Annotated in this window: 15 protein-coding genes; 11 read left to right on the forward strand and 4 right to left on the reverse strand. The window is 72.7% G+C overall.

Annotated elements, in window-relative coordinates:
* The first annotated feature begins 3 nt into the window (after positions 1 to 3).
* From modB to hpxZ, 3 genes are read left to right on the forward strand one after another with little or no spacing between them, the layout of a single operon-like run.
* Complete coding sequence (modB, locus tag ACYVO7_RS19140; RefSeq protein ID WP_460451407.1) at positions 4 to 690, forward strand: molybdate ABC transporter permease subunit; 687 nt, start codon at positions 4 to 6, stop codon at positions 688 to 690.
* On the forward strand, positions 690 to 1,808 hold the full coding sequence (gene modC / locus ACYVO7_RS19145) for a molybdenum ABC transporter ATP-binding protein (RefSeq protein WP_460451445.1): 1,119 nt from the start codon (positions 690 to 692) through the stop codon (positions 1,806 to 1,808). The genes modB and modC overlap by 1 nt, the downstream gene beginning before the upstream one ends.
* A 16-nt stretch (positions 1,809 to 1,824) precedes the next feature.
* Positions 1,825 to 2,208: an oxalurate catabolism protein HpxZ gene (gene hpxZ / locus ACYVO7_RS19150; RefSeq protein WP_460451446.1), complete on the forward strand. Its 384-nt coding sequence runs from the start codon at positions 1,825 to 1,827 to the stop codon at positions 2,206 to 2,208.
* A gap of 12 nt (positions 2,209 to 2,220) precedes the next feature.
* Here hpxZ and ACYVO7_RS19155 read toward each other — a convergent pair whose 3' ends face one another.
* The 4 genes from ACYVO7_RS19155 to ACYVO7_RS19170 all read right to left on the reverse strand — a co-directional run bounded on the left by ACYVO7_RS19155 (position 2,221) and on the right by ACYVO7_RS19170 (position 6,409).
* Entirely contained in the window at positions 2,221 to 3,003 is a 783-nt protein-coding gene (locus ACYVO7_RS19155; RefSeq protein ID WP_460451408.1) for a glutamine amidotransferase, read from the reverse strand.
* Between the two features lie 68 nt (positions 3,004 to 3,071).
* The gene (locus ACYVO7_RS19160; protein ID WP_460451409.1) at positions 3,072 to 4,577 is read right to left on the reverse strand and encodes an ABC transporter substrate-binding protein; all 1,506 of its coding nucleotides are present in this window, start codon (positions 4,575 to 4,577) and stop codon (positions 3,072 to 3,074) included.
* A 27-nt stretch (positions 4,578 to 4,604) separates the two neighbouring features.
* A complete protein-coding gene (locus ACYVO7_RS19165) occupies positions 4,605 to 5,468 on the reverse strand; it encodes an ABC transporter permease (RefSeq protein WP_460451410.1) in 864 nt (287 codons plus the stop codon).
* On the reverse strand, positions 5,465 to 6,409 hold the full coding sequence (locus tag ACYVO7_RS19170; RefSeq protein ID WP_460451411.1) for an ABC transporter permease: 945 nt from the start codon (positions 6,407 to 6,409) through the stop codon (positions 5,465 to 5,467). The genes ACYVO7_RS19165 and ACYVO7_RS19170 overlap by 4 nt, the downstream gene beginning before the upstream one ends.
* A gap of 94 nt (positions 6,410 to 6,503) precedes the next feature.
* Between ACYVO7_RS19170 and ACYVO7_RS19175 the strand changes: the two genes are divergently transcribed.
* From ACYVO7_RS19175 to ACYVO7_RS19210, 8 genes are all read left to right on the forward strand, one after another.
* Entirely contained in the window at positions 6,504 to 7,529 is a 1,026-nt protein-coding gene (locus ACYVO7_RS19175) for an ABC transporter ATP-binding protein (RefSeq protein WP_460451412.1), read from the forward strand.
* Entirely contained in the window at positions 7,526 to 8,602 is a 1,077-nt protein-coding gene (locus ACYVO7_RS19180) for an ABC transporter ATP-binding protein (RefSeq protein WP_460451413.1), read from the forward strand. Before ACYVO7_RS19175 ends, ACYVO7_RS19180 begins: the two co-directional genes overlap by 4 nt.
* Positions 8,599 to 9,834 (forward strand): PfkB family carbohydrate kinase, encoded by a 1,236-nt coding sequence (locus ACYVO7_RS19185; protein WP_460451414.1) that lies wholly within the window; start codon positions 8,599 to 8,601, stop codon positions 9,832 to 9,834. Before ACYVO7_RS19180 ends, ACYVO7_RS19185 begins: the two co-directional genes overlap by 4 nt.
* A 15-nt stretch (positions 9,835 to 9,849) precedes the next feature.
* On the forward strand, positions 9,850 to 10,692 hold the full coding sequence (locus tag ACYVO7_RS19190; protein WP_460451415.1) for a BtpA/SgcQ family protein: 843 nt from the start codon (positions 9,850 to 9,852) through the stop codon (positions 10,690 to 10,692).
* Positions 10,689 to 11,588, forward strand: coding sequence for a PfkB family carbohydrate kinase (locus tag ACYVO7_RS19195; protein ID WP_460451416.1), 900 nt, complete (start codon positions 10,689 to 10,691; stop codon positions 11,586 to 11,588). The genes ACYVO7_RS19190 and ACYVO7_RS19195 overlap by 4 nt, the downstream gene beginning before the upstream one ends.
* Before the next feature lie 112 nt (positions 11,589 to 11,700).
* Positions 11,701 to 12,213 (forward strand): DUF1993 domain-containing protein, encoded by a 513-nt coding sequence (locus ACYVO7_RS19200; RefSeq protein WP_460451417.1) that lies wholly within the window; start codon positions 11,701 to 11,703, stop codon positions 12,211 to 12,213.
* 152 nt (positions 12,214 to 12,365) lie between these two features.
* On the forward strand, positions 12,366 to 13,595 hold the full coding sequence (locus ACYVO7_RS19205; protein WP_460451418.1) for a metallophosphoesterase family protein: 1,230 nt from the start codon (positions 12,366 to 12,368) through the stop codon (positions 13,593 to 13,595).
* 1 nt (position 13,596) lies between these two features.
* Entirely contained in the window at positions 13,597 to 17,076 is a 3,480-nt protein-coding gene (locus tag ACYVO7_RS19210; protein WP_460451419.1) for an AAA family ATPase, read from the forward strand.

The raw sequence follows: 17,076 nt of genomic DNA on the forward strand, positions 1-17,076 counted from the left end.
GCGATGCAGGGCTTCGCCGCCGAGATCTGGCCACCGGTCCGCCTCACCCTGGAGCTGGCGACGGTCACGACCGTCGTCCTGCTCCTGATCGGGACGCCGCTGGCGTGGTGGCTCGCCCGATCCCCGGCGCGGTGGAAGGAGGTCGTCGCCGCCGTCGTGGCGCTGCCGCTGGTGCTGCCCCCGACCGTGCTGGGCTTCTATCTGCTGGTTCTTCTCGGCCCCGACGGGCCGGGCGGCTGGGTGGCCGGGCTCTGGGGCGCGCGGACCCTCGCCTTCACCTTCGGGGGGCTGGTGATCGGCTCGGTGCTCTATTCCATGCCGTTCGTGGTGCAGCCGATCCGCAACGCCTTCGAGGCCGCCGGCGAGCGCCCGCTCGAGGTCGCGGCGACGTTGCGGGCGTCGCCTTTCGACGCGTTCTGGAGCGTGGCGGTCCCGCTCGCCCGGCCCGGGCTCCTGACCGGCGCGGTGCTGGGCTTCGCCCACACCATTGGCGAGTTCGGCGTCGTGCTGATGATCGGCGGCGGGCTTCCGGGCAGCACGAAGGTGCTGTCCGTGGCCATCTACGACTATGTCGAGACCATGCAGTGGGGGAAGGCGCACCTCGTGGCGGCCGGCATGGCGGGCTTCGCCTTCGCGGTCGTGCTGGCGATGACCCTGGCGGAGAAGCGCTTCGCCGGGCCGCGCGCATGATGGACGCCCGGGCCCCGCAACCCGCCATCCGCTGCGCCTTCCGCGGGCGCGTCGGCGCGTTCGCGCTCGACGTGGCCTTCGAGGCCCCCTCCTCCGGCGTCACGGCGCTGTTCGGTCCGTCCGGATCCGGCAAGACGACCGTGCTGCGCTGCATGGCCGGCCTGCACCGCCTGGCCGAGGGCTCGCTCACCGTGGGCGGCGACATCTGGCAGGACGGCCGGACCTTCCGGCCGACGCATCGCAGGCCGGTCGGCTACGTGTTCCAGGAGGCGAGCCTCTTCGCGCATCTGTCGGTGAAGGAGAACCTCCTCTTCGGCGCGAAGCGGGCGACGCCGCGGCCGGGCTCCGCGGCCATCGGCTGGGACGAGGTCGTGGACCTCCTGGGCTTAGGGGCGATGCTCGAGCGCGATCCGCGGTCGCTCTCGGGCGGAGAGCGGCAGAGGGTGGCGATCGGGCGGGCGCTGCTCTCGCAGCCTTCCCTTCTCTTGATGGACGAGCCGCTGTCGGCGCTGGACCGGAACGCCAGGGACGAGATCCTGCCCTTCCTGGAGCGTCTCCACGCCGGCCTGTCCCTTCCGATGGTCTACGTCACGCACGACATGGCCGAGGTGGAGCGTCTCGCCGACCATCTCGTCCTGCTGGAGGCGGGGCGCGTCGTCGCCGCAGGTCCGCTCGCGGTGCTGCAGAGCGACCCGGCGCTGCCCCTGGCCGCCCGGCGGGACGCGGCCGTGAGCCTCGACGCGGTGACGCAGGGATACGATCCCGGCTTCGGGCTCCTGACGCTGCGCGTGGACGGAGGATCCTTCGTCGCGCCCGGGCCGCCGGCCCCGCCCGGCGAGCGCCGCAGGCTGCGGGTGCAGGCCGCCGACGTCAGCCTGGCGCTTCGGCCCGCGGAGGCCAGCACCATCATCAACATCCTGCCGGCCCGGATCCTGGACGCCCGGCCGCTCGGCCCGCAGGAGTCGCTGGTCGTGCTCGGCCTCGGCGACGACGGCGCGGGCGCCCGGCTGCTCTCGCGCGTGACCCGGCGGTCGTGGGAGCACCTGGGCCTTGCGCCCGGCGTCGCCGTCTACGCCCAGGTCAAGGGCGTCGCCGTGGGCGCCCCCATCCCGCTGTGACCGGAGAGAACCCGTGCTGGAGATCAACCGACCCGAGGTCGTGGCGCAAGTGCGGGAGGTGTTCCTGCGCTACGAGGCGGCGCTGCAGGCCAACGACGTCCCGACCCTGGAGGAGCTCTTCTGGAACGCGCCGGAGACGACGCGCTACGGAGTGGGCGAGAACCTGTATGGGTGGCCGGCGATCTCCGCATTCCGCCGCAGCGGCAAGCTCGGCCGGTTCACCCGCACCCTGATCAACACCGTCATCACCACCTACGGGTCGGATTTCGCCACCGCCAACACCGAATACCAGCGTGACGGCGAGGCGTCGCCGGGGCGGGAGACCAAGACGCTCATCCGCACCCCCGAGGGCTGGCGCATCGTCAGCGCGCACGCCAGCCTTCTCGGGGTCACGGTCTGAGAGGCGCGCCGCTCAGGCCGCCCGGGCGCCGCCGCAAACCCATTCCAGCAGGTCCGTCCAGAGGGGCCTGAAGCCGCTCCAGGCCAGGAACTCGTTCGGCAGCCAGTGTGGGCCGATATCGGTCGTCCACGCCGCTGAGCGGCCCTGGCCGAAGGTCCCGGTCGCCAGCAGGGGGTGGCCGCCCTGGTCGGCGGGCAGGCTCAGCAGCACGTCCGCGCCGGGCTTGGCCGCCACCTCGTTCACGCCGAGAACGTAAGGCAGCTCGCCCTTGAGGCTGCGCAGGACCGGGTGCGCACCCGCGCCCGGATTCGCGACCGGGTGGGCCCCTTCGGGCATCTCGATCCGGTCGTCGTAAGGATGGATCGAGACGGGCAGCGCCTCCTCGATGGCGGTGCCGCGGTAGCGGGCCGAGCCGTTGATCCCCTGGAAGCTCAGATAGCCGCCCACCATCACCAGCCCGCCGCCGCGCGCCACGTAGTCGCGCACCAGCTTCAGCCGGTTCGGCGACCGGCGCGAGTGGATCCAGACCTCCGGCGGCAGCAGCAGCGTGTTCGCGCCGATGTCGGACAGGATGATCGCGTCGTAGCGGTCCAGCGCGTCGGGCGTGGACGGGAAGCTCTCGGCGGCCACATGGCAGGGCATGTATTCGAAGGCGAAGCCGGCGTCGGCCAGCGCCGCCATGAAGGGGTCCGCGCCGCGATGGTGCGTGACGGAGGGGAACTGGTCCCAGCCCTTGATGTGGGTGGCGGTCGACGTCCAGCTCTCGCCGGCCAGCAGGATGGTCTTGGTGGTCATGGGTCCTCGGAACGGATCGGGGGTCGGCGCCCGGCCGGGGAAGCGGCCGGGCGCATTCGCGTCTCGGTCTACTTGAACCGGGCGAACTGGAGCCGGAAGGCTCCGTCGGGATATTGCAGCCAGTCCAGCGACGCGGCGGAGGCCTGGATCGTCGCCGGGAAGGTCAGGAACAGCATCGGCGCGTCGGCGGCGATCTGCGTCTCGGCCTCGCGGTAGAGCTTGGCCCGTTCGTCCTGGGCAGCGGCGCTGCGCGCCTTCACGAGGAGGTCCGTCACCTTGTCGCTCTCATAGCCGGCGAAGTTGTTCGGCCCGCCCTTGGTGAAGTAGTTGTACATGTTGCCGTCCGGATCCGAGCGGCCCGACCAGGGCGACATGCACAGGTCGAAGTCCTTCTGGCGCAGCACGGTGATCAGGCTGGTGGCGTCGATCTGCTTGACCTCGACCTTGAAGCCCGCCTGGTTGGCCTGCGCCTGCAGGATCTCGGCCGTCCGCACCTGGACCGGCGAGTTCGTCACCGTGATGACGACCGGGACTGGACCCGTCTGGCCGGCGTCGGCGAGCGCCTTCTTGGCCGCCTGCGGGTCGGCCTTGTAGGGCGCGAAGGACTTGTCATAGGCCCAGGCCATGGACGGAGGGATCGCCCCATAGGCGGGCGCGCCGGTTCCGAAATAGACCGCCTTCAGGATCGTCGCGGGGTCGATCGCCATGGCGAAGGCCTTGCGCACCTTCGGATCGTTGAACGGGGGCTTCGTGGTGTTGAACGAGAAGGCGTTGAAGCCGAGGCCGTTGGCCTGCTTCACCGTCAGGCTCGCCTCTCGGGTGAGCTGGCCGACCGTCTGGGCCGGCACGGCGTCGACGAGTTGCACGGTCCCCGAGCGCAGATTGGTCACCCGCACGGTCTCGTCGGCCATGGGCCTGAACACGATCTTCTCGATCGCCGGCTGGCCGCGCCAATAGCCGGGAAAGCGCTCCAGCACGAGTTCGGAGTTCTTGGCCCAGCTCACGACCCGGTAGGGACCGGCGCCCACCGCCTTGGCGGCGAAGTCGGCTCCCATCGTTTTCACGGCCGTGGGCGACACCAGCATGCCGGCCCGGTTGGCCAGGACCTGCAGGAACGGCGCATAGGGCGTCTTCAGCTTGACCGTGAAGGTGAGCGGGCCCGTGACCTCGACGGAATCCACGGGGCTGAGCTCGCTTCGGCGCGGAGAGGCCGCCGCCGGGTCCAGCATGCGGTCGAAATTCGCCTTGGCGGCGGCCGCGTCGATCGGCGTCCCGTCGTGGAAGGTGAGCTGCGGCTTCAGGGTGAACCTGTAGGTGAGCGGGTCGGGCGTCTCGACGCTGGCGAGCCCTGGCTCGATCTTGAGGTCCGGGGTCATGTGCACCAGCGGCTCATGGATGTTGTACTGGACCGAGATCTCGAAGAACGAGGCCATCTGGGCCGGATCGAGCGTCACCGGATCGGAGACGATGCCGACCGAGAGCGTCTTCTTGTCCTGCGCGGCGGCGGGCGTCGCCAGCGCCATCGGCGCGAGCGCCAGGAGCGCCGCCATCGCGCCTCCCATCAGGTGTTTCATCGTCGGTTCCTCCAGGTGAATGGATCGTCAATCGCGGGGGTCGAAGCGGTCGCGCAGCCCGTCGCCGAGCAGGTTGAAGCCCAGCACGACGAGGAAGATGGCCAGCCCCGGGAACCAGGCGAGCCAGGGCGCCATGTCCAGGAAGCCGATGGCGTTGCGCAGCATGTTGCCCCAGGTCGGAGTCGGCGGCTGCACGCCCAGGCCGAGGAAGGACAGATAGGATTCGGTGATGATCGCCGAGGCGAACAGCAGCGAGCCCTGCACGATGAGCGGCGCGGTGATGTTGGGCAGCACGGTGCGGAACAGGATCGCCCCGGCCCCGAAACCGAGCGCGCGCTGCGCCTCGACATAGTCGAGCTCGCGCACGACGATCGTCTGCGCGCGGGCGATCCGGGCGAACACCGGCAGGTTCACGACCGCGATGGCCAGGATGGCGTTGCGCAGGCTGGGTCCCAGCACCGCCGTGATGGCGAGCGCCAGCAGGATGCTCGGAAAGGCGAACACCACGTCCATCACCCGCATGATGGCGGCGTCGACCCAGCGGCCGAAATAGCCCGCCGCCAGGCCGGCGAGCGCGCCGACCGCCAGCGCGCCCGCCACGCTGAAGAAGCCGACGAGGATCGATGCGCGGGCGCCGAAGATGATCCGGGACAGCACGTCGCGGCCCAGATCGTCCGTCCCGAACGGATGAGCCCCGGCCGGCGCGGCGAGGATCGCCGTGAAATCCGGGATCTCGGGATCGTAGGGCGCCAGCCAGGGCGCGGCGGCGGCCATCGCGACCGCGAGCGCCACGACCGCGAGGCCGACGGCCGCCCGCGGCTCGCGGGCGAGCCCCCGCAGCGCCTGGAGGATCGGGTGACGCTGGGGCGCGTCCATCGCGGCGACGCTCATGCGTAGCGCACCCGCGGATCGATCACCGTGTAGACGAGGTCGGTCGCCAGGTTGATGAGCACGAAGAGCGTGGCCGTGAGCAGCACCGCGCCCTGCACCACCGGGTAATCCCGCGCGAAGATGGCGTCGACCGTCAGCTTGCCGATTCCCGGCCAGGAGAACACCGTCTCGGTGATCACCACCCCGCCCAGCAGCTGGCCCATCTGGATGCCCAGCAGGGTGACGATCGGGATCTGGGCGTTGCCGAGCGCGTGCCGCCAGATGACGCGACGCGGCGCGATGCCCTTGGCGCGCGCCGTGCGGATGTAGTCGGCCCGCAGCACCTCCAGCATGGCGGCGCGTGTCATCCGCATCGTCGCGGCGGCGAGCGCGGCGCCCAGCGTCAGCGCCGGCAGGATCAGGTGCCGCAGGAAGCCCGCCGGATCGACCAGCGGCGACACGTAGCCGGACGCGGGGAGGATCGGGAGCGTGATCGAGAACAGCAGGATCAGCAGGATGCCGAGCCAGAAGCTCGGCAAAGAGAGGCCGCACAGCGAGAGCAGGGAGGCGACGTAGTCGGCCGCGCTGTTGCGGCGCGTCGCGGCGACGATGCCGGCCGGGATGGAGATCACGAGGGAGATCGCCAGCGCGGCCACGGAAAGCAGCGCGGTGGGGACCAGCGCCGAGCCGAGCAGCGGCAGCACGTCCCGCCCGCCCTGGATCGAGCGGCCGAAATCGCCGGTCAGGATGTTGCCGAGCCAGGACGCGTATTGCAGCGGCAGCGACTGGTCGAGCGCGAGCTTGTGGCGCAGGGCGGCGAGCGCGGCGTCGTCCGCCTCCATGCCGAGCAGAGCCATGGCGGGGTCGCCCGGCACGAGCCTGATGAGCAGGAAGGAGACGAGCGACGTGCCGAAAAGGATCGGGACAAGGCTCGCCAAGCGCCCCAGCAGATACCGTCCCATTCGCCCCTTAGCCGCTCTTGAACCGGTTCAATGGTTTTGATAGTCCGTATTGAGGCTGCTCCTGTCAATGGGTCGCCCGAGGCTGAACGACCGAATGACGACACTCGCCACAGCCCAGGCGCACCCCGGCCCAACCGCCGATCCCGGCGCGCCGCTCCTCGACATCCGCGGCTTGCGGATCGGGTTCGGGCCGGGCCGCGCGATCGTGGACGGCGTCGATCTCTCGGTGGCGCGGGGGCGGCTCCTCTGCCTCGTGGGCGAGTCGGGCTCCGGCAAGAGCCTCACCGCCCTGTCGATCATGCGGCTTCTGCCTCCCGCCGCGCAGGTGACGGCGGACCGGTACGACTTCGACGGGACGAGCCTGACGGGGCTCGCCGAGTCCGGCGTGAACCGCCTGCGCGGCGACCGCATCGCCATGGTGTTCCAGGAGCCGATGACGTCGCTGAACCCGGTCATGACCATCGGCGAGCAGATGACCGAGATCCTGGCGGCCCATCGCGGGCTCGGCCGCGCCGAGGCGCGGGCGGTCGCGCTGGACATGGTCCGCCGGGTGCAGATCCCCGATCCGGAGGCGCGCCTCGCCGCCTATCCGCACCAGCTCTCCGGCGGCATGCGCCAGCGCGTCATGATCGCCATGGCGCTGATCTGCCGCCCGGCCCTGCTCATCGCCGACGAGCCCACGACGGCGCTGGACGTGACCATCCAGAGCCAGATCCTGCGCCTCATCGACGACCTGCGCGCCGAGTTCGGCGCGGCGGTGCTGTTCATCACCCACAACCTCGCGGTCGTGGCCGAGATCGCCGACGAGGTCGCGGTGATGTACGCCGGCCGAATCGTCGAGCGCGCCAGCCGGGCGGATCTCTTCGACGACCCGATGCACCCCTACACGCTGTCGCTGTTCGCCGCGATGCCGCGCGCCGGCGACGTCGGGCGCAGGCTGGCCTCCATCGAGGGGCAGGTGCCGCAGGTCGCCGCCATGCCGGCGGGCTGCCGCTTCGCCCCGCGCTGTCCCTTCGCGGTCGACCGCTGCCGGGCGGAAGACCCGCCCCTTCTTGAGGTCAAGGCCGGCCACCGCGCGGCGTGCTGGCGCGCGCCGCTGGAAGAAAGCGTGGGCGCATGAGCGGACCCCTGCTCCAGGTGCGCGGCCTGTCCAAGTCGTTCCACAGCGGCGGCGGGCTCCTGAGCCGGCGGCGCAGCGCGCATGTGGTGCACGAGGTCGGCTTCACGCTCGCCCGCGGCGAGGTCTTCGGCCTCGTCGGCGAGAGCGGCTCGGGCAAGACCACGATCGGTCGCATGCTGCTGCGGCTGATCGAGCCGGACGAAGGCGACATCCGCTTCGACGGGGTCGACGTGCGGGCGCTGGCGGCCGACGAGCTCCGCCGCCTGCGCCGGCGCATCCAGATCATCTTCCAGGACCCGTTTGCGTCGCTCGACCCGCGGGTGCGCATCGGCGAGGCGATCGCGGCGCCGATCCGCCTGCACGGGCTTCGGCCGGCCGCGCAGGTGCGGGACCGGGTGATGGAGCTGCTGGACCTCGTCGGCCTTCCGCCCGGCCATGCGGGGCGGTTCCCGCACGAGTTTTCGGGCGGCCAGCGCCAACGCGTGGCGATCGCGCGGGCGCTGGCGGTCGAGCCGGAGCTGATCGTGTGCGACGAGCCGGTCTCGGCCCTCGACCTCTCCGTCCAGGCGCAGGTGATCAATCTCCTGTCGGATCTGCGGACGCGCCTCGGCGTCAGCTACGTCTTCATCTCGCACGACATGGCGGTGGTGCGGCACCTCGCCTCGCATGTGGGCGTGCTCTACGCCGGCCGCATGGTGGAGACAGGGCCCGCCGCCGCGATCTTCGCCGATCCGCGCCACCCCTACACCCGCATGCTCTTGGCCGCGTCGCCCAGCCCCGTCCCGGGCGCGCGGCGCCAGCGCGCCGAGATCCGGGGCGAGCCGCCGAGCCCCTTCAGCGCGGTCCCGGGCTGCCGCTTCGCGTCCCGCTGCCCCTTCGTGCTGGACGCGTGCCGCGCCGCCGAGCCGCCCCTCGACGCCTTCCGGGACGGCGGCCATCAGGCCGCCTGCATCCGGGCGGGCGAACTCGCGCCCGTGCGGCCCCTCTCGGACGACGAGAGCCTCATGTCGCCGGCCTACCGGCTGCGCATGGACCTGCTGCGGCAGGCCCGCGGAACGGCGGCGCTGCGATGAGCGAGCGCTCCGCCGAGCGGGCCGGCTCCGGCCAGCCCACCATCTCCGACGTGGCGCGCGCCGCCGGCGTGTCGAAGGCGACCGTGTCGCACGTGCTGAACGGCCGCGTGGTGGTGCGCCCGGACACGCGCGAGCGCGTCATGGCGGCCATCCGCGACCTGGACTACGCGCCGGCCGAGACGGCGCGGTCGCTGACGGCGCGCAAGCGCGGGGCGGAGCCCGACGCCAGGGTGGACGCGGCCGTGCCCCGCCTCACCACGGTCGGCTATGTCAGCGTCGACTATGTCGCCTGCCTCGACCGCATGCCGGAGCGCGAGGAGCGGCTGCAGGCGCGCACCATCATCAAGGCGATCGGCGGGCCGGCCGCCAATGTGGCCGCCGTCGCGGCCGCGATCGGGCGGCCCTGGCCGATCTCCGCCTCGCTGATCACCTCCATCGGCTACGACCAGGAGAGCGACTGGGCCGCGGCGGAGCTGGCCAGCCGCCGGGTCGACCTGCTGGTCTCGCGCGAGCGCCGGCAGGGTCGGCTCGACCGCGCCCTCGTGCTGGTGGAGGCGGACGGGCGGCGCACCATCGTCAACGAGCCGTCCAGCCTGGCCGAGGTGGACGTGCTGCGCTTCGTCGAGAAGACCGACCCCGTCGGGCTCACCTGGTGCCTGCATCTGGAGGGTTTCCAGGCGCCGGTGCAGATCGCCGCGCTCGAGGCCGCCCGCCTGAAGGGGTTCCGCACCAGCGTGCAGGCGACCGGCCTGCCGCCCGAATGGGTGGCGGCGAACGCGCCGCGCATTTTCGCCGGCGCCGACGCCCTGTTCCTGCATCGCGAGACGCTGGCGGCGATTCCCGGCTGTCCGGCCGACCCCGAATCCGCCATGGCCCATCTCGCCGCCCTTGCGGCCGCGGCCCCGCCAAGCCAATGGCCGGAGGTGGTGACCATCACGCTCGGCGCCCAGGGCGCCACCGTGCTCAGCCGCGGTCGCGGCTGGGACCGCGTGCCGGCGCCGGACGTGGACGTCGTCGACAAGACGGGCGCGGGCGACGCCTTCGTGGGCGCCTTCCTGTGCGCCTGGCTCAACGGCGCGGCGCCGCCGACGGCCGCCAGACTCGCCTGCGCGGCGGGCGGCCTCGCCGGCACCCGCTTCGGGGCCCAGGAGATCCGCCCCGCGGCCGACCAGCTGGCCGCTCTGGCGGGCGTGCCCCTCCCATCCCCCCTCGCGGCGCATGCGCCGGTCTGATCCAGGAGCTGTCGCGTGTCCCAGTCCGTCTACAAGCCGAAGCCGAACGTGGTCCAGACCCTGTTCGGGCGCACCAAGGCGGTGATCGGCGTGATCCACTCGCTGCCCCTCCCCGGCTCGCCCCATTACGACGGCGACCCGGTGGAGCGCATCTACGCCTATGCGTGCGCCGAGGCGCGCCGCTACGCGGAAGGGGGCGTGGACGGCCTCATCGTCGAGAACCACGGCGACATCCCGTTCGCCAAGCCCGACGAGCTCGGCCCCGAGACGGCCGCGGTCATGTCGGTGATGACCGACTGGGTGCGCCGCGAGGCCAAGCTGCCGACCGGGGTCAACGTGCTCGCCAACGGCGTCATCCAGGCGCTCGCGACCGCCAAGGCGGCGGGCGCCAGCTTCGTGCGCGTCAACCAGTGGGCCAACGCCTATGTGGCGAATGAGGGCTTCATGGAGGGCAAGGCCGGGCTCGCCGCCCGCTACCGGGCGGCCATCCAGGCGCGCGACGTCGCGGTATTCGCGGATGTCCACGTCAAGCACGGGGCGCACGCCATCGTGGCGGACCGGTCGCTGACGGAGCTCACCCGCGACGCGCAGTTCTTCGACGCGGACGCCGTGATCGTCACCGGCCAGCGCACGGGCGACAGCGCGCAGCTCGACGAACTGGAGACCGTGAAGACCTCCACCTCCCTGCCGGTGCTTGTCGGCAGCGGCGTGAACCCCGACAACGTCGCCGCGATCTTCGGCTACGCCGACGCCGTCATCGTGGCGAGCGCGCTCAAGCATGACGGCGGCTGGTGGAACGAGGTCGATCCCGACCGGGTGCGCGGCTTCATGGACGTGGTCCGGAGAGCGCGGGCGTGAGGCGCGTCTTCGTCCTCGGCAACGCGACGCTGGACTGCGTGCAGACCGTCGCGCGGCTGCCGCAACCCGGCGAGACGCTGCTGTGCGACAGCCTGCAGCGCTGCGCCGGCGGCAAGGGGCTTAACCAAGCGATCGCCAGCGCCCGGACGGGCGCGCCGACCATCCTGGCCGCCCCGATCGGCGCCGATCCCGACGCAGCGCTGCTGCGAAGCACGGTGGGGGCCGAGGCCGGGCTGGAGGCGCGGTGGATCGGGAGCGCGCAGCCGACCGACTATTCGGCCATCTGGGTTTCGGCTGACGCCGAGAACGTCATCGTGAGCAGCGCCGCGGCGGCGCATGGCCTGACGCAGGACGAGGCCTTGGCCGCGCTGGAGGACTTCGGGCCAGGCGACCTTCTGGTCATGCAGGGGAACCTGTCGGAGGCGCTCACCGCCGCCGCGGCCCGCCGGGCCGGCGAGCGCGGAGGCTTCGCCATCCTGAACACCGCCCCGATCGCCTGGGACATGGGCCCTGTGCTCGGCCTGTTCGATTGCGTGATCGCCAATGCGGGGGAGACCCGCGCGCTGGCGCGACGGACGGGTCCCGAGGGAGCGGCCGATCTCGCCCGGCGCGCGCGCGGCATGGCCGTGGTGACGCTGGGGGCGCAGGGCGCCATCCTGGCCCGCGACGGCGAGACGCTCGCGGTCGAAGCCCCGAAGGTCGCCGCCGTCGACAGCGCCGGCGCTGGCGATGCGCTGGTCGGCGCCTGGGCGGGCGGCGTGGCCTGCGGCCTTTCCGTCGAAGCCGCGTTGCGGGTCGCCGTGGCGGCGGCCTCGCTGGCCGTCACGCGCCGGGGCACCGCGCCGTCCTTCCCGTCGCGCGACGAGATGGCGGGCCTGCTCCAGGCCCTGGGCTGATCCGCTCCGAAAGCGGCCCTACGCCGGGCTTGCGGCGAGCCGGGCGCAGCGCGATGGTGCCGCCGTCCCGCGCCGCCTCGCCTCGAGCGCGGCCGACCAGGAGCTTTACGCCTTGACCCTCTCCATGCACCAGGCTTCCGGTCCGGTCTTCAAGACCGGACTGACCGCGCTCTCCGCCATCCTCGACAAGACCGTGGCCCAGTGCGGCGAGCGCAAGATCGATCCCGCCGTGCTGATGGCGGACCGGCTCGCGCCCGACATGCTGCCCTTCACCCGCCAGGTGCTCATCGCCTGCGACTTCGCCAAGAACACCATGTTCCGCCTGGCGGGCCTCGAGGTGCCGAAAATCGAGGACGTCGAGAAGACCGCCGAGGAATTGCAGGCCCGCATTCGCCGCACCCTCGAACTCGTCGACAGCGTGCCGGCCTCCAGCGTCGACGGCTCGGAGGACCGCCCCGTCACGATGACGGTGGGCGGCCAGGCGATGACCTTCACCGGCCAGGACTACCTGCTCCAGTTCGCCCTGCCGAACTTCTACTTCCACCTGACGATGGCCTACGCGATCCTGCGCCATAACGGCGTCCAGATCGGCAAGCGGGACTTCCTGGGCGCCCTGCCCTCCTGATGCCGACAAGGGTGGGGACATAAGGCTGGGGACATCCGCGCGAAGGGTCGTCCCGCCATCTTTCCAGCCGGCGAATCGCTGAAAGCATGATGATCATCCGCCCGAGCCCGGCGCGTCCGCCGCGGCCCGGGTCCAGCCGGTCATCAGCGCCCATGTCGTCCTTCACCTTTCTGCACGCCGCCGACCTCCATCTGGGCAGCCCGCTCACGGGCCTCGCCCTGAAGGACGAGGACGTCGCGCGCCGGTTCGCGGCGGCCAGCCGTGACGCCTTCGCCGAGCTCGTCGAACGGGCGATCGCCGAAGGGGTCTCCTTCGTGCTGATCGCGGGCGACGTCTATGACGGCGATTGGAAGGACACGTCCATCGGCCTGTTCTTCAACCGCGAGGTCGCCCGCCTGGCCCGCGCCGGGATCCCGGTTTTCACCATCCGGGGCAATCACGACGCCGAAAGCGAGATCACCAAGGCGGTGAGCCTTCCCGAGACGGTGTTCGAATTCCCGACCCGCAAGGCGGACACGCGCCGCCTGGACGACCTGAGGGTCGCCATCCACGGGCGCAGCTTCGCCGACAGGGCCGCGCCGGACAATTACGCCCTCGCCTATCCGGCGCCTGTGTCGGGCTGGTTCAACATCGGCATGCTGCACACCTCCTGCGAGGGGTCGCCGGCGCACGCGGTCTACGCGCCCTGCTCGGTGCAGGACCTCGTGGGACGCGGCTACGACTATTGGGCGCTGGGCCACGTGCACGAGCGCGCCGTGCTGAACGAGCACCCCCACGTCGTCTATCCGGGCAATCTGCAGGGCCGCAGCGTGCGCGAATGCGGGCCGAAGGGCGCCGTCCTGGTCGACGTCGCCGATGGAAGGGTGGCGGCGCTGCGGCCCCTCGTCGTCGACAAGGCGCGCTGGGCGCATGTGCAAGTCGCGCTCACCGGCGAGACGAGCCAGGAGGAGCTGCTCGCCACGGTGCGGGACGCGCTGGCGCAACCCCTGGCCGAGACCGAGGGCCGGCTGACGGCGCTGCGCGTCACGCTCAAGGGCGAGACGCTCCTGCACGGGCAGCTCAAGACCCATGCGGCGCAGCTGCGGGACGAGGTGCAGGCGCACGCCCACCGGCTCCATGACGACACGTGGCTGGAGGCGCTGAAGCTGGCCACGACGGCGCCGCCGACGCCGCAGGCCGAGGGCCGGGACGGCACGGGGCTCGACCCCGAGGCGCTCCTCGCCGGGCTGGAGCACGATCCGGAGATCCGGGCCGGCGCGCAGGAGCGCATCGCGCTGCTGGCGGGCAAGCTCCCCGGCGGGGTCGCGGACGGGGCGTTCGACGACCTCGACGCCATCCTGGCGGAGGCCCGCGCGATCGCGGCCGCCCGCGCGGTGGCCTGACATGCGCATCGTCGACCTCGACCTGGAGCGCTTCGGGCCGTTCACGGCCAAGCGCCTGGCCTTCCGGCCGGACGCCCGGCTTCACATCGTCTTCGGCGTGAACGAGGCCGGCAAGAGCTGTTCGCTCGCGGCCGTCACGGACCTGCTGTTCGGCATCGAGCGATCGACGCGCTACGGCTTCGTCCATGCGGGAAAGGACCTGCGCCTCGGCGCCACATTGCGCGACCGGTCCGGGCGCGACCTGACCTTCCGGCGGCGCAAGACGAAGCCGCTCCTCACCGACGCCGACGACGCGCCCCTGCCGGACGACGTCCTCGCCCCCTATCTGGGCGGGCTCTCGCGCGAGGTGTTCCGACGAGCCTTCGGGCTCGACGCCGAGGCCCTCAGGCTCAGCGGGCAGGAGCTCAAGCAGAGCGACGGCGAACTCGGGGCCGCCCTCTTCTCGGCGGCCTCCGGCCTGCGGGGCTTCGGCGACGCGAGGCTGGCGATGGAGAAGGACGCCGACGCGATCTTCGCCGAGCGCCGGTCCCAGAACCGGCTCTTCTACCAGGCGCATGACCGCTACGAGGCCGCCCGCGCGCGCCTGCGCGAGCGCGAGACCCGGGCCGGCGCGCTGAAGGCGATCCGCGAGACGCTCGCCGACAGCGAAGCCCGGCTCGTCGCCATCCGCGAGCGCAAGGCCGAGATCGACATGGAGCGCGCCCGGCTGGAGAGGCTGCGGCGCGCGGCCCCGATCCTGCGCGACATCGACGCCGACGCCGACAGGCTGGCGGGCCTAGGCGACCTCCCGGACGCGCCGGAAGGATTCGGCGCCTCGTTGATCGATCGTCTCGCGGAGCGCGCCGCCGCCCTGGCGGCCTTCGAGGCGGCCGAGGCGACGGAGCGCCGGCTGCGGGCCGAATGCGAAGCCGTCGCCGTCGACCCGGCGCTTCTGGCCCAGTCCGACGCCATCGAGGCGCTTCACGCCGCCTCCGGCGAGTACCGCAAGGCGCTGCAGGACCTTCCCGCCGTCATGCGCGACGAGGCGAGCGTCAACCGCACGCTCGCGGATCTTGCGGCGCGGCTGCGGCTGCCTGACGCCGCCGCCCTGCTGGCGAACCGGCCCGACGACGCCAGCGCGGCGCGCGTCGCCGACCTCGTCGTCCAAGGCGAACGGCTGGCGCTCGCTCTCGAGAGCAGGCGCGAGGCGCAGAGACGCGAACGCGCCGCCCTGGCCGACAAGCAGGCGGAACGGACCCGGCGCGGCGGCCTGGTCGATCCCCGCAGGTTCCGCGAGAGGCTCGCCGCGCTGGACGGCCTGCGCAGCCTGGCCGAACGGCTCGACGCCGATGAACCGGCGCTGGAGCGCGAAGGCGCCGCGCTGGCCGAGGCGGCGGCCCGGCTGGACCCGCCCGTGCGGGACCTCGACGCGCTGGCGGGGTCGCCCCTCCCGACCCCGGAGCGGATCGCGGCCGTGCTGGACGCCCTGAAGCGGCTGGACGAGGCCGAACGCCGCGAGCGGCAGGCGCTCGACGCCGCCATGGCCGACCTCGTCCGGCTCTCGGGCGAGCTCGCGGCCCTCGCGGCCGGCGGGGAGGTTCCCACGCGCGACCGGATCGCCGCCCTGCGGGACGAGCGCGACGGCCACTGGGCCGTCCTCGCCGGCGCGCTCTTCGGCCGGCCCGACGCCCCGGCGGGCCAGGATCTGGCGGCGGCGGCGGCCTCCTTCGAACGCGCCAAGGCGGAAGCCGACCGGCTGGCCGACGCCGCCTTCGCGGACGCCGAGCGCGTCGCGGCCCATGCGGACGTCCTCCGCCACCAGCGGCGGCGCTCCGAGGCCGCAGAGGCGGCGCGCGCCCGGCTCGAGGCGATCGCGGCCGATCGCGAGCGCGCGGGCGCGGAGTGGACCGAGGCGTGGTCCGCCTGCGGGATCGCTCCGCTGGCTCCCGCCCTGATGGGGAACTGGCGCCTGCAGCTCGACCATCTCCTCCAGCAGCGCGAGCACCATCGGCGCAAGCGATCCGACGCCGCCGCCGCGAGCGCCAGGATCGGCGCCGGGCGCGCCGCGATGGACGCGCTCGCGGCCGATCTCGACCTTCCGCCGATGCCGGGGCTGGCCGTGACCGACTTCCTGCGCCGGCTGGACGCGGAGGTGGCGCGGCTGGCGGAGGCCTGGGACCTGGGCCGCGACTCCGACGCCCTGGTGCTCGACCTGCAGCAGCGGGTCGAGGCCGCGGACGCCGACGCCGTCGCGGCGGAGGAGGCCCACGCCGCCTGGCGCGAGGACTTCCGAACGGCGCTGCCGCGCATCGGCCTGCCGCCGGATGCAAGCCGGCGCGAGGCGCAGGCGGTGCTTCAGGCCTGGCGAGACGTGCCGGCCGCCTCGTCGGAAGCCGAGAAGCTGCAGCGGCGCATCGCCGGGATGAACCGCGACGCCGAGAAATTCCAGACCGCGATGCGCGCCATGGCGCAATCGATCGCCCCGGACCTGGCGGAGGGCGATCCCGATCAGGTCCTCAGCGCCGTGAAGCGCCGCCTGGCCGAGGCCCGCACGGCGGACGCGCTGCGCCGGGAGAAGTCGCGGCGCGTCGACGAGGCGCGGGAGGCGCGGGCCGCGGCCGCGCTTGGCCGCGAGGCGGCCGACCGCGCCGTGGCCGCGCTGGCCTCCCAGGCCGGGCTGGACCCCGCCGGCGACCTCCAGGACGCGGCGACGCGTCTGGCCCGGCGCGACGCGATCGCGGCGGAGATCGACCGGCGCCGGCGGGAGCTGGCCAACGCCGCGGACGGGCGGGACGAGGCGAGCCTGCGCGACGCGCTGGCGACCTATGATCCCGAACGCGCCGACGGCGACGCGGCCCGGCTCGCGGCCGAATCGGAGACGCTGGACCTGGAGGGCAAGCAGGCCTTCGCGGCCCGGCAGAGCGCCGCCGAAAGGCTCGCCGCGCTGGAAGGCTCGGTCGACGCGGAACTCGCCCTGCAGCAGCGGCGCAGCGCCGAGGCGGAGATGCTGGAGGCCGGCCGCCAATGGGCGGTCCTGAGCGTCGGAGCGCTGATGATCGAGACCGCGATCAAGCGCCAGCGCGTCGGCCGCCAGGAGCCGATGATGGCGCGGGCCGGCGATCTCTTCGCCCTGATGACCGGGGGCGCCTATCAGGGTTTGGGGCAGGTCTACGACGAGGACGACGCGCCGCATCTCGTCGGGCGCCGGGCGACCGGGTCGGAGGTGGCGGTGGCCGACATGAGCGAGGGCACGCGCGACCAGCTCTATCTGGCGCTGCGGCTCGCCTATGTGGAGGACTACGCCGTGCGGGCCGAGCCCGCGCCGTTCCTCTGCGACGACCTGTTCTCGTCCTTCGACGACCGGCGCACGGCCTTCGGGCTGAAGGCGCTGGCCGAGATCGGCGGGAGCGTGCAGCCGATCCTGTTCACGCACCATGGCTTCGTGGTCGAGGCCGCCCGGCGCGAGCTGGGCGCCGACGCGGACGTGATCGAGCTCGGGTGA

The sequence above is a fragment of the Alsobacter sp. SYSU BS001988 genome (genome assembly GCF_054796215.1).

Coding starts and splice junctions, on each gene's coding strand:
- modB (WP_460451407.1), top strand. CDS start 4: ATGCAGGGCTTCGCCGCCGAGATCTGGCCACCGGTCCGCCTCACCCTG.
- modC (WP_460451445.1), top strand. CDS start 690: ATGGACGCCCGGGCCCCGCAACCCGCCATCCGCTGCGCCTTCCGCGGG.
- ACYVO7_RS19155 (WP_460451408.1), bottom strand. CDS start 3,003: ATGACCACCAAGACCATCCTGCTGGCCGGCGAGAGCTGGACGTCGACC.
- ACYVO7_RS19160 (WP_460451409.1), bottom strand. CDS start 4,577: ATGAAACACCTGATGGGAGGCGCGATGGCGGCGCTCCTGGCGCTCGCG.
- ACYVO7_RS19165 (WP_460451410.1), bottom strand. CDS start 5,468: ATGAGCGTCGCCGCGATGGACGCGCCCCAGCGTCACCCGATCCTCCAG.
- ACYVO7_RS19170 (WP_460451411.1), bottom strand. CDS start 6,409: ATGGGACGGTATCTGCTGGGGCGCTTGGCGAGCCTTGTCCCGATCCTT.
- ACYVO7_RS19175 (WP_460451412.1), top strand. CDS start 6,504: ATGACGACACTCGCCACAGCCCAGGCGCACCCCGGCCCAACCGCCGAT.
- ACYVO7_RS19180 (WP_460451413.1), top strand. CDS start 7,526: ATGAGCGGACCCCTGCTCCAGGTGCGCGGCCTGTCCAAGTCGTTCCAC.
- ACYVO7_RS19185 (WP_460451414.1), top strand. CDS start 8,599: ATGAGCGAGCGCTCCGCCGAGCGGGCCGGCTCCGGCCAGCCCACCATC.
- ACYVO7_RS19205 (WP_460451418.1), top strand. CDS start 12,366: ATGTCGTCCTTCACCTTTCTGCACGCCGCCGACCTCCATCTGGGCAGC.
- ACYVO7_RS19210 (WP_460451419.1), top strand. CDS start 13,597: ATGCGCATCGTCGACCTCGACCTGGAGCGCTTCGGGCCGTTCACGGCC.